Genomic DNA, 12,968 nt, shown 5'->3' on the forward strand with positions numbered 1-12,968 from the left:
TTACGCTTCCTTAAAATCACGTGTAAGTTTGTAAAATTTCATGCATGCAAACACCACAATGCCGGCAATAACGGAACTTGCTGAATACAAGAAGATGATGCCATTCAATGCTGATTCGCTTTGGTCTATGTTTGGTTGATAGCCAGATGTTGCGAGTATCCAGCCTGTAAATGCGCCGCCTAACGCAATACCTAATTTGATCATCAACAGGTGGCCCGAAAACGCCATAGCCATTGCATTTTGCCCTAATTTTTTAGCTCCGTAGTCGACGGTGTCGGGCACTGCAGAAAATAACAGCGGGGTAAATATCATGTGGACGAAATTGGCTAATATTGTAAATACCAATGCGATCTCCATTCCATCCCGCGGGACAAAAAACAAAGCTCCATTGGCTATCACTATGGCTAATGCGCAAGTGCGCATAAGAGCGACTTTACAGAATCGTTTTACCAGCCAATTAGCACTTAGAGCACCGGCAATCCCTGCAACCATGCCGCTAGTCATGAATAGTGTAATAAGTGACTCTTGTTGCAAATAATATTGCACATAAAACGGCGTGGTCGCGCCGCGCATTGCCACACTGATTAGTAGCAACAGACTTACAATGGCAATGATTCGCCATTGATCATTTTGCAGCATTTTGGCGAAGTCTAACCAAATGCCTTTAAGGATATGATTGCTTGGGGATTTGGGCATTTCGACACGTTCTTTAGTCAAAGAGAAGCAGCCGACAAAACATAGCACCGCAACAATGGATAAAGTCACCATTGCCATTTGAAAACCAAACTGCTCGTTACCTTGACCAAAATACTCAACTAAGGGCAGTACAGTGGCTGTAACAATTGCGCCACCTACCATGGCTAATGCAAACCGATAGGATTGGACGGAAGCTCGCTCGGTTGGAGATGCCGTCATGACGCCACCTAGAGCTGAATAAGGAATATTGATAGCAGTGTAAACTGTCATCAATAACGTATAGCTAATGTAAGCGTATATGAGCTTACCGGTATCACCCAAATCAGGAGTCGTAAAAGCCACAATTGCCAACAAACCATATGGAATAGCAAACCACAATAAATAGGGGCGATATTTGCCCCATCTTGTATTGGTTCTGTCTGCAATTCCGCCCATAACGGGATCTGTAAATGCATCAAATATTCTAACTACTAAGAATAAAGTACCTACTGCTGCCGCAGATATCCCAAATACATCCGTATAGAAATACAGCAAAAATCCCATGACTACTTGGAAGACAATGTTACTTGCTGCATCGCCCAGACCATAGCCTATTTTTTCAGTAACGCTTACCTTCTCCATCGTATATTTACCTTAAATTATCGATATTGATTAGCTAGGGCCACTAAATCTTTTACAAAAGCTTTAGCTTGATAGTCTCGATTAAACAGCAACGGATAATCTGTTCGCCCATGCATAGGCCAGTTATTGCGCCAAGTATCATTATCAGAAACGCCCCAGAATGTGACTCTATCGATATGCTTTTGATAGCGTAAAAACAGAGCGAATAGGTGCTTATAGGCATTAGCTAATTTAAGATTGGATGATTTTGAAATGCCATTCACATAAGGGTTGAATTCATCTTCAAGGGCAAAATTTAATGAAATATCTGCACCCATATTTTTTTCGTCGGGAAATTTAAGAACAGTAATATCTAGTTCTGTAATCATCATTGATAAACCCATCTCAGCGACTTTTTTAATACTGCTTTCCAGCTGTTCAAAAGGGGGTTCTATTCCGTAATGACCTTGCTCGCCAATTCCGTCAATTCGGATGCCTTTTGCTTTAAGGCGTTTGGCCAATGCTATTACACTGTCCATTTTTTCGGCTTTAAATAAGTTGTAATCGTTGTAGTAAAGCTCCGCATTTGGCGCGGCTTGGTGGGCATATTCGAAGGCTTTTTCGATGAAGTCTGGACCAATAATGCGTGACCATTTCGAGTCCCGCAAAGAACCGTCTTCGTTGAACGCTTCGTTCACCACGTCCCAGCCTTTGATATCGTTTTTATAGCGACCTGCTAGGGCGAATATATGGGCTTTCATTCTCGACAGTAGAGCATCACGACTGATGGGGTTGCCAAGTTTGTCTTCGAACACCCAATCTGGGGTTTGTTGATGCCAAACTAAGGTATGGCCAATGATGTCTTTTTTACTGGCTTTAGCATAGGCAACAAGGGCGTCTGCTGCGTCGAAAGTAAATTGATTCAAGTTAGGTTGAATGCTTTCCCATTTCATATCATTTTCAGCGGTGAGGGTGTTGAAATGCTGATCAATAATTGCCACTGATTGGCGATCCTTACCGTTTGCTTGCTGGGTATTGATTGCTACGCCAACATTGAAATAAGAAGAAAATGCTTGGTGTAGTGAAAAGCCTGTTGTCAGATTAGCGTCCCTAGTACTGGAGTTGGTATTCGCACACCCAGACACAGACCCGAGTACAAAGGTTAAAAGTGTCGTAGCTATAATATGTTTCATCACTCACCGGAAATTGACGCTAAAATGTTAGCGCTAACAATATTTTGTCAAGTTCGTTTTGTCAATTATAATTTTACGTTATTTTAACATTGTTTTTACTTGAGTCTCGTAACTGCACTTTATATTCCAATACATGACGCATGTTGGAAACTTTAAAAGTTTTATTTTTTTTAGGGGATGTGAAGATATCGATGGCCAGTTCGGCCATCTTTTCTAAGGGTTGGGTAACCGTAGATAGGTTAGGCCATATGGTGGTGGCGAGTTGAGTGTCATCAAAGCCGACAATAGAAACATCTTCTGGTACATCTAGATGTTTCATGTGTGCAACGGAAACAACGGCTGCAGCCATCTCATCATTTGCTGCAAATATTGCATCGGGTTTGTTGGGTAATTCAAGTAATCGTTTGGCCGCATCTAGACCTGATTTATAGGTGAAATCTCCTTGTTCAATGTACTCGGGAGGAACCATTTTTTGATTTGACCGTAACGCGTCTAAATACCCTTGATAACGCATTCTACTTGCGCCTTGATTTGGGCTTCCAATGATATGTGCAATTCGAGAATGACCATTTAGAATAAGCTGTTCAGTGACATCAAATGCCGCTTGATAGTCGTCAATACAAATGTAAGGACTCGCGGTTAAATTGATGTCAGGAGCGATACGCACAAAATCAACATTCGCGCTTTCTAATAAGTCGACAACCTCTGGTATATTGCTGACAGGTGGTAGTAAAATCACACCATTTACTTTAGTGACTTCAATTAGATCTTTTATTGTTGCTAAGGTTTTATCACGATCACCAGTGGTTTCATCCAAAATAATATGATAGCCGGTAGTTCGACATTTCCGCAGCCCGCCAACTAAAAACTTGTTAACGTATGATGAATTAGCATAATCACAGACTAAGCCAATAAAAAAGGACTTAGAACTGGCTAGATGTCGCGCCGCTATATTGGGCTTATATTGCATTTCCTTGGCAATTTTACTTACTTTTTCTCGGGTTTTTGCTCCTACTTTAGGATCGTTGTTCATTACCCTAGAGACGGTCATCATTGAGACGCCAGCTTTATCAGCGATATCTTGTAGCTTAACCTTAGACATGTATTTCTAGCCGTTTTGTTAACAGAAAAATTTCCAATTTATGTAGTCTACTTCATCACAAAGAATAAACCTAAATGTTAATTAACATTTTCTTTGTGTTTTCGTTATATTTTGTAACAAGGTGATTTTAAATCAGTCGCCAACAGCACTAGCGCGCTTAATCTAGGCAAAGAATAAATACACGCAAGTTTGAGGTTAATTTATGTTTTACAGGTTAACCCTTTTAGCGAGTCTTTTATGAACTAAAAATAATCATATTTTATTACAGAGAATGGCAACGTTGTTGCCCCATAGAATAGAGTTTCAGCTTTGTTTAATCCCTTTATTCACCAAAAGCACCAGCTGCACCGGGGAAGACAACTGGGCTTTCAAACCCTGCTTTGTTGACGCTGCTGACACCAAAAAAGTAGTTATCAATAACCACATTTTCCAATGTAAATTCAGACACTTTGCCTACGTATCGACTAAACTGCCATTGAGAGGCATCCGTGTATCGCCAGTAAATCTTATAACCTGCTAAATCCGGTGCCTGTTCAGGTAAAGCCATTTGCCAACTCAAGGTGGTACTAGGTTGCACCGCACCTTTAATCTTTACATTCGTCGGTGGAGTGGGGGCCCATGCCATACCTGCCAATGACACTGCATTTAACGCGGTTAATTTAGCAGCATAAGCAAAATTAACGCCGTCAATGGTATCGCCAAAGGTTATGCCATTTTCAGTGCGTAGATCTTGATGTTGACGGTGGTAATTCTCGTTGGTTTCCATAATACGCACACCAGGATAGCCCAAATCATTAAATGGACGATGGTGTCCGCCCCGGGCAAAACGGTCTAAGCGATAGATCACCATGGTATCTAAATTGGGAATATAACGGTCCGCCATCCAGTCAATGTAACGAGCTAAATTACGACTTAGTGAGTCCACTTCGCCACCAGTGAATCGTCGCGTTCGCGCTTCATCTTGGGTTTCCGTTTGACGGGTACCTTCTGCAAAAATACGTGCGCTGGTGTTATCAATAACACCATTAATACCTTCGATATTACCGATCATGTCGTTGTTTAGGACCGCTTTTATCCGCCACCCGCTTTGTTTGGCATGTTCGGCTAATATTTTGCCGCCAAATAAACCTTGCTCTTCTCCCGCAAGCGCAGCATAAACAATGGAGCTATTAAATTGATATTTGGATAACACTCGGGCTGCTTCTATGGTACCGGCGATACCAGAGGCATTATCATTGGCACCGGGGGAGTCAGAGGTTGAGTCCATCACATCCGAAACTCTAGAATCTATGTCGCCAGACATGATCACGTAGCGCCCAGGATCTGTTTGCCCGCGTTGAATGGCAATGACACTTACCACCTCAGTGGCATCAGGAATACGTTTTTCACCGCTTATGGTCCCTGATTGAAAATAAACCTGTAAACAACCCCCACATTGGGCGGAAATCTTGTCAAATTCTGCCTTTATCCAACATCTTGCCGCGCCTATTCCTCGGGTATCTGATTGGGTCTCGGATAAGGTGTGGCGGGTACCAAAGTTCACTAATGTAGTTATATGGTTTTCAATATTGTCAGCCGAAACTTGCGCCGCAATATCATGTAATTTCTGTTGATCTTGATAGTCCACTTTGTCTTGGGCATATGCACACGGTAGGCTCGAAAAAATTAAACAGAAAACTAATCTAGAAAGGGTCATGTCAACCTCTTGTTATGTAATGTGCACGGTCACAAACGTCAACCGCCCATAGCCGTAGAGATAATTCTATCTATTTAAACCATAAACTGCTCTGAATGAAATCTTTTATCGTTGAACCGCTTAATTAATGGTGTCAAAGGGAGTGATTAAGCCCGCCTTGGTGTTTAGTGTTTGCATAATCTAGGCATAGAAAAAATACACGTAAGTTTGAAATTAATTCACGTTGCCAATAATAAAAGAGCGTTTTTGATTTTGAAGTTCACGCTAGTGTATTAGTTAAGTATCTGATTTTAATTATGAACTTAAAGGTTTTTCAGTGGCGTTCGAAAGTGGTTCGGTCTTTGCTGTTTAACTCTATTAGAGAATCTTTTATGAACTAAACAGAATAGCATTTTGACAATGGATGGACATATGGCAGTGAATAACAAACCGAAAATTGCAGTTACCGGGCCCAATAGTTCTGGTCTTACTGCGTGGCTATTTACTGCCTTAAATGTGCGTTTAGCCGGGGGAGTGCCAGTACGCGTCACGCCTGACAAATTCACTGGTCACATTGATTTTGATGGCGTCATCATTGGTGGCGGTTCCGATATTCATCCAGACAATTACACCAAACAAGCATTACCTAAAGTCGAACGTTCCATGTGGTTAAAAATGAAAGAAGCATTGGTGTATCCCATGGAGTTTCTAAGTCGATTCTCAACTGGTGAATACGACAAAGCCCGTGATGCCATGGAACAAGAATTTATCGACTACGCGATGGAGCACGATAAACCTATATTAGGGATCTGTCGCGGGCATCAACTTCTTAATGCAGAACTCGGTGGCAGCATGTACCAATCTACATTGCCACTGTTACAGGAAAAAATGCGGATCCGTAGTCCATTCCCTCGTAAAAAGGTGATTTACACCAAAGACAACACACTGATTAACGACATTGTGGGTGATGATCCTATTCGCGTAAATGCGATTCACTCCCAAGCCATAGCGGAGCCGGCAGATTCATTAGAGGTTACTGGCAAGGAGAAAGCGGGTATCAATCAGGTTGTTGAAAGCAAAGACAGTGACAACGTCTTGGGTGTGCAGTGGCATCCAGAGTATTTGTTTTATATGAAAACCCACAGACGTATTTTTCAATGGTTAGTACAACAGGCGAAAAATAGTAAAAATAATAAGGAAGGGTGAGATGAAAAAACATAATGGGATTAAATTAGGGGTAATCGTAGCTATTTTGGCCGGTGTTGTTGCGGCGTATTTCTTGACACCTTTAGGGGAGTATTTGAACATAGATAAGATCACTGAACTAACCAGCAGTGTTCCGCAAAACTTTGTCACAGCGTTAGTTTTCTTAGGGGTATTTTTTATAGGTGGCAGTTTATTGGTGCCTATTCCTTTGATGGCATTTGCCGTGGGCTTGGTATTTAATATTTGGATTAGCCTATTAATTTGTATTCCCGGCTTCTTACTGGCAAGTGTTAGTGGTTATGGCGTTGGCAAATTCATGGGCGTGGAAGTATTTGGGCAAAAAGTGAGTAATAGTTTAGACAAAGTGAAAGATAAGATGGATGATAAAGGCGCTTGGGCAGTCCTTGCATTACGATTAGCGCCAACGCCGCCATTTACAGTAACCAGTATTATCGGTGGTTCTTTACGTATTGATTTTTGGAAGTACGCATTTGGTTCAACCGTGGGGATTATGCCCCTTGGTCTGAGTGCGGTATTCTTTGGAGAAGGTGCGCTACAGATGATGAAAGACCCTTCAGGGTTAGCGGCTACCTCATTGGTGGCTGCAATTATTCTGTTTATTGTTTATCGTGTCATGGTAAATAAGCAGACCGAGCAGTAAAGCTCAATATTTAGATTAATTTTTATTTTGGAAGTCTATGATCCCACTGGTATTTCATCCTATTTATTCGATTCTAGATTTACCGGTGAGACACCGATTTCCGATTCAGAAGTACCAAGCTATTCATACCGCACTACGTCAGCTTGGGGTGCCAGAAGCTAGTTTTCATCAACCCCAAGCGGTTAATATCGAAAGCCTAAAGTCGGTTTTAAATCCCTTGTATGTTCAGCAGTTGACTACCGGCACCCTTGATCCTAAAGCCATGCGTCGCATTGGTTTCCCATGGTCTGAACAATTGATTGAACGAACCCTGACCGCCGTTGGAGGAACGATTTTAACCAGTCAACTTGCCTTACAGACCGGTAAAGCTATCAATTTAACCGGAGGTTACCATCATGCTTTTGCTAATTTTGGCTCGGGCTTTTGCATGGTGAATGACTTATATCTCAGCGCCTTAAATATGCTGAAACAGCCCAATATCGATGGGATTTTGATCTTCGATTGTGATGTGCATCAAGGTGATGGGACTGCCAAATTGGCCGAACGAAACGCCAATGTTAAAACTGTTTCGATTCATGGCGAAAAGAACTTTCCTCACCGAAAACAAATCTCAGATTATGACTTTCCATTACCCAAAGGGACCACAGATGATGCCTATTTGGAGACTGTGGATTCAGCGTTAAATCTAGCTGTAAATATATTCCAACCCGATGCCGTTATTTATGATGCTGGGGTGGATGTCCATGAAGATGATGACTTGGGACATTTGAGCATTAGCACCGAGGGCGTATACGCCAGAGACAAATTAGTCTTCGATTTATGTGAACAAAAAGGCCTTCCCGTCGCAGCCGTTATTGGCGGTGGATATCAGCGAGATATCGAAGCCCTAGTCAAAGTGCATTTACAGTTGTTCAAAGCCGCAGGAGTTTATTAATTTCCATCTAGGATTAACCTGTAGCCTGGGCTTTAGTCCATGGCAGGAATAATTTGCGGACCTAAAGTGCCCGCCTACAGGATTGGGGTGTTTCAATACCCCGTTGTAGCATGGGCTTTAGCCCATGGGTGTGCGGGGTAAACGCGTCGATGATAATCGCGAATAAACCGCGGGGCTAAAGCACCCGCCTACAGGATTGGGAGGTTCAATTATCCCGTTGTAGCATGGGCTTCAGCCCATGGGTGTGCGGGGTAAACGCGTTCATGATAATCGCGAATAAATCGCGGGGCTAAAGCACCCGCCTACAGGATTGGGAGGTTCAATTATCCCGTTGTAGCATGGGCTTTAGCCCATGGGTGTGTGGGATTAATCGCGTCGATGATAATCGCGAATAAATCGCGGGGCTAAAGCACCCGCCTACAGGATGGGGGGTAATTATCCCTTTGTAGCATGGGCTTTAGCCCATGGGTGTGCGGGGTAAACGCGTCCATGATAATTCGCGAATAAACCGCGGGGCTAAAGCACCCGCCTACAGGATGGGGAGGTTTCATTATCCCTTTGTAGCATGGGCTTCAGCCCATGGGTGTGTGGGATTAATCGCGTCGATGATAATCGCGGATAAACCGCGGGCCTAAAGCACCCGCCTACAGGGTTGGTAGGTTTCATTATCCCTTTGTAGCATGGGCTTTAGCCCATGGGTGTGCAGGATTAATCGCGTCGATGATAATCGCGAATAAACCGCGGGGCTAAAGCACCCGCCTACAGGATGGGGAGGTTCAATTATCCTTTTGTAGCATGGGCTTTAGCCCATGGGTGTGCAGGATTATGCTAGATTGATGCGGCTAACTCTGCACCTTGTCTAATAGCTCGTTTAGCATCAAGTTCGGCGGCCACATCAGCACCACCAATAACATGGACAGTCATACCCGCTGCGACCAAACTCTCTTCTAATTCACGGAAGGGCAGTTGACCGGCGCAGATGATAATATTATCGACTTCTAAAAGTTTAGGTTTATCGCCAACCTTAATATGAAAGCCGTGGTCGTTAATTTTTTCGTAGCTTACTGAGTTGATCATGTTCACATTGTGATGGGCTAGGGACGTGCGGTGGATCCAGCCGGTGGTTTTACCTAAATTTGCGCCCACTTTAGTCTCTTTGCGTTGCAGTAAGTAGACCTCTTTGTCGGTTGGTGTAATCTGCGGGGGCATGAGTGCTCCCGGATTGGAATAACTTTTATCAATGCCCCAGTGGGTTAACCATTTATCTAAGTCCGTGGTGAGATGTTCGTGTTCCACTAGGTATTCAGCCACATCGAAGCCAATGCCCCCCGCACCTACAATAGCCACTCGTTTGCCCACAGGTTTGTGGTCTCGCAACACATCTAAATAACTCATCACACTAGGATGATCGATACCAGGAATGGTTAATTGCCGAGGTTTGATGCCAGTTGCCATGATGACTTCAGTAAAACCTTGTGCTGCTAACATTTGGGCATCTGCATTGGTGTTTAGATGCAAGTTCACACCTAAAACCTCGATTCTTCTTCCGTAATAACGCAAGGTTTCGTAAAACTCTTCTTTACCGGGAATTTGTTTTGCGTAGTTAAATTGGCCGCCTATTTCAGCGGATTTTTCAAACAAATGCACCTGATGTCCGCGCTCTGCGGCATAAGTAGCAAAAGCTAAACCTGCTGGGCCTGCACCTATGACCGCAAGTTTTTTAGGCTCTGCAACCCTTTTGAAAATAAGCTCGGTTTCATAACAAGCCTGAGGATTAACTAAGCAACTTGCGCGTTTTTGGGCAAACGCATGATCTAAGCAAGCCTGATTACACGCAATACAGGTATTAATTTGATCAGATTCATTGCGCATCGCTTTGGCCACAAAGTCGGCGTCGGCTAAAAATGGTCTGGCCATGGATACCATATCAGCATCACCATGGGCTAACACTGACTCTGCCACTTCTGGGGTGTTAATGCGGTTCGTGGTGATAAGTGGGATCTCGACCTCGGATTTTAAGCGTTTAGTCACCCAAGTGAATGCGGCTCTGGGGACAGAAGTGGAAATTGTGGGTATTCGAGCCTCATGCCAGCCAATACCAGTATTGATTATGGTTGCACCGGCTTTTTCAATTTCCTTTGCCAAGTACACTACCTCTTCCCAGGGGGCGCCTCCTTCAACCAAATCTATCATTGATAATCGGTAAATAATGATAAAGTTTTCACCCACTTTTTGCCGCGTCTGCTTGACGGTTTCTATGGCTAAACGGGCTCTATTTTCTAAACTGCCGCCCCATTCATCATCTCGTTGATTTGTTCGTTGGCAAAAGAACTGATTAATCAAATAGCCTTCTGAGCCCATAATTTCAACACCATCATAACCCGCAAATTGGGCGTATTTGGCACTGTTGGCGTAATCTTTAATGGTGTTATACACACCTTTGGTTGAAAGTGATCTGGGTTTAAAGGGGGAAATCGGCGCTTTTACCGAGGACGCAGAAACGTTTAATGGGTGATAACCGTAACGGCCGGAATGCAATATTTGCATGCAAATCTTGCCGCCATGGGCGTGCACCGCATCGGTGACTACTTTATGCTTTTTGGCGTGTCGACGGCTGCTCATTCGTCCTGCAAAAGGGGCCAACCAGCCAGCGATGTTAGGACTTACTCCCCCTGTAACTATTAATCCTACACCACCCTCAGCGCGTTTGGCGTAAAATGCCGCGAGCTTTTCAAATCCGCCATTTTCTTCTTCCAGACCGAGGTGCATTGAGCCCATTAAGATGCGATTTTTCAAGGTAGTAAAACCAAGCTCCAAAGGGCTTAATAAATGTGGAAATGCCGAGGGTGTTGTCATATCTTTATCCTTAATTATTATTCGCCAAGGTTAGAACGCATATGCACAATACGCAACTATGCATAGGCGCAACTTTACAACAAACACGACTATGCAAAACCGCAACTGTTAGGATAGTGCTACAATGTTTGTTCGCAAATTAACGTGTTAAATCCTATATGAGTCAAAGTTACCCAGTTTCGTTGCTGGAAATATTAAAAGCCTATTTTCAAGATCCAAAAGTACACAAAGTGGAGTCGATTCAGACTTTGTGGAGTGGTTATGGGGAAATTGCTCGTTATTTTGTGCCTGCTAAACAACAGTATTTTGTGGTTAAAGTGGTAGATCCTAACACTCACTCTGAACATCCTAGAGGGTGGAATACCTCTATATCCCATTCCCGCAAATTAGACTCCTATCAAAACGAGCAAGTCTTTTATCAGAAATACAGTGCTTTGGCCGATAGCAAATGTCGGCTTCCAAAGTGTATCGCCACCGGTCAAAACCAACAGCTACGCTGGCTAATTATGGAAGATTTGGATGCCAGTGGTTTAACCTATCGATGTGATGATGCGCCCTTGGATGCAGTCAGACTTGGCGTTCGCTGGTTGGCTTATTTCCATGCTCGTTTTATAAATCAGGCTACTCCTGAACTTTGGCCCGAAGGCACCTATTGGCACCTTAAGACTCGTCCAGATGAGTTTCAAAAAATGCCGCAAGGAAGATTAAAATCCGCAGCAGCCGCTCTAGATGAAAAGTTGAACTCTGCGAGCTACCAAACCCTTTTACATGGTGATGCTAAGTTGGCTAATTTCTGTTTTGCTGCCGATAAAAAGGATTTAGCTGCAGTAGATTTTCAATACGTTGGTCGAGGTGTGGGAGTTAAGGATTTAGCTTACTTTTTAGGTAGCTGCTTTTATGATGAGGGATTGTTTACCCATGCCGATAATTTACTAAATGAGTACTTTACCCATTTCAAAGCGGCTGTTTCGCACTATCAACTAAATTGCGATATTGCATTATTGGAAGCTCAGTGGAGAGCTTTATATCCCTTGGCGTGGGCAGACTTTGATCGCTTTTTAAGTGGCTGGGCGGCTGACCATTATAAACGTAATGAGTTTATGCAAAACCAAACAGAACAAGGGTTACTGTATTTAGAGCAGCATAAATCCAGCAGCTAGGCCAGTCATGGCAATAACCAACCAGCGATATTGTTTATCTGGTACACGTTTAACAATTTGAATTCCCACATAAATACCCAGCGCGATAAAGGGCAAGCCCAGTAAACTTAACCCAAAAGAATTCACGCTAATGGTCTCCCACGGCCAAATGTGAAAGGGCACTTTAAACAGGTTGATAATCAAAAAGAACCAAGCGGCGGTGCCAATATATTCGTTTTTCGGTAAGCGCATACTCAATAAATACAGGGCCATTACTGAACCTGCCAGATTGCCAATCATGGTAGTAATACCACCTAAGGTGCCCATTAAAATTGCAAACCACAAATAGTCAGGTATTTTTTCTTTATTGGCTGTTTCCATCCACAACATAATAGCCAAGCTAACAATAATGATGTAGCCCATAATTTGTTTAAACACGCCGTCGTCAATGCTGTTGCCGATTAACGTGGCAATGAGTACGCCTATGGCTGCTGAGGGAAAAAGCTTGATCAAAAAACTCCAGTTTGCGTGACGATGATAATATTTAACGGCAAATAAATCGGCCATAATTAACATCGGCAACATTAAGCCCGAAGAGGCTTTACCACCGAAAATTAGCGCTAGAATGGGCACCGCAAACAGGGAGATTCCGTGCACACCAGCTTTTGCCATGCCGATAAATAGCGCGACTAAAAATAGCAGGCCGAGTTGATCATAATTTAGTGAATAGGAAAATAATTCAAACATTGAATAGCGAGCAATTGTATTTTGACGTTATTAAAAACAAAATAAATATCCAAATTTGCTGTTAAAGTGCTGATGTTATTAATTAGTTTAACATTGAAGTATAAGTTAGATTGAATGAGTGGGCGTCAAATTGCCAATGGTTTTTGCTAAACAACTGGG

10 protein-coding genes are annotated in these 12,968 nt (G+C 43.1%); 4 read left to right on the forward strand and 6 right to left on the reverse strand.

Translation table 11 applies throughout. The features are described 5' to 3' along the window. The 4 genes from AB6T38_RS18075 to AB6T38_RS18090 form a co-directional block, all read right to left on the reverse strand. A complete protein-coding gene (locus AB6T38_RS18075) occupies positions 1-1,317 on the reverse strand; it encodes a glycoside-pentoside-hexuronide (GPH):cation symporter (protein WP_372548634.1) in 1,317 nt (438 codons plus the stop codon). Between the two features lie 17 nt (positions 1,318-1,334). Then, entirely contained in the window at positions 1,335-2,489 is a 1,155-nt protein-coding gene (locus tag AB6T38_RS18080) for an endo-1,4-beta-xylanase (protein ID WP_372548635.1), read from the reverse strand. Positions 2,490-2,562: 73 nt separating this feature from the next. Further along, positions 2,563-3,591, reverse strand: a complete 1,029-nt coding sequence (locus AB6T38_RS18085; protein ID WP_372548636.1) for a LacI family DNA-binding transcriptional regulator — start codon at positions 3,589-3,591, stop codon at positions 2,563-2,565. Between the two features lie 322 nt (positions 3,592-3,913). After that, positions 3,914-5,287 carry a M28 family peptidase gene (locus tag AB6T38_RS18090; RefSeq protein WP_372548637.1) on the reverse strand — a complete coding sequence of 458 codons (1,374 nt, stop codon included), beginning with the start codon at positions 5,285-5,287 and terminating at the stop codon, positions 3,914-3,916. Positions 5,288-5,698: 411 nt separating this feature from the next. Between AB6T38_RS18090 and AB6T38_RS18095 the strand changes: the two genes are divergently transcribed. The 3 genes from AB6T38_RS18095 to AB6T38_RS18105 are packed head-to-tail and all read left to right on the forward strand — an operon-like array spanning position 5,699 to position 8,067. After that, positions 5,699-6,472, forward strand: a complete 774-nt coding sequence (locus AB6T38_RS18095) for a gamma-glutamyl-gamma-aminobutyrate hydrolase family protein (protein WP_372548638.1) — start codon at positions 5,699-5,701, stop codon at positions 6,470-6,472. A gap of 1 nt (position 6,473) precedes the next feature. Next, positions 6,474-7,133, forward strand: coding sequence for a TVP38/TMEM64 family protein (locus tag AB6T38_RS18100; protein WP_372548639.1), 660 nt, complete (start codon positions 6,474-6,476; stop codon positions 7,131-7,133). 37 nt (positions 7,134-7,170) lie between these two features. Next, on the forward strand, positions 7,171-8,067 hold the full coding sequence (locus tag AB6T38_RS18105; protein ID WP_372548640.1) for a histone deacetylase: 897 nt from the start codon (positions 7,171-7,173) through the stop codon (positions 8,065-8,067). 828 nt (positions 8,068-8,895) lie between these two features. Here the strand turns inward: AB6T38_RS18105 and AB6T38_RS18110 are convergent. Then, on the reverse strand, positions 8,896-10,923 hold the full coding sequence (locus tag AB6T38_RS18110; RefSeq protein ID WP_372548641.1) for an FAD-dependent oxidoreductase: 2,028 nt from the start codon (positions 10,921-10,923) through the stop codon (positions 8,896-8,898). Positions 10,924-11,081: 158 nt separating this feature from the next. On the opposite strand from AB6T38_RS18110, the gene AB6T38_RS18115 reads away from it, so the two are divergent. Then, complete coding sequence (locus AB6T38_RS18115; protein ID WP_372548642.1) at positions 11,082-12,083, forward strand: phosphotransferase; 1,002 nt, start codon at positions 11,082-11,084, stop codon at positions 12,081-12,083. Here AB6T38_RS18115 and AB6T38_RS18120 read toward each other — a convergent pair. Then, positions 12,057-12,809, reverse strand: coding sequence for a sulfite exporter TauE/SafE family protein (locus AB6T38_RS18120; RefSeq protein WP_372548643.1), 753 nt, complete (start codon positions 12,807-12,809; stop codon positions 12,057-12,059). The genes AB6T38_RS18115 and AB6T38_RS18120 overlap by 27 nt on opposite strands. Positions 12,810-12,968 lie beyond the last annotated feature (159 nt).

It is taken from the genome of Aliiglaciecola sp. SL4 (genome assembly GCF_041538045.1).
In the GTDB taxonomy this organism is placed as follows: domain Bacteria; phylum Pseudomonadota; class Gammaproteobacteria; order Enterobacterales; family Alteromonadaceae; genus Aliiglaciecola.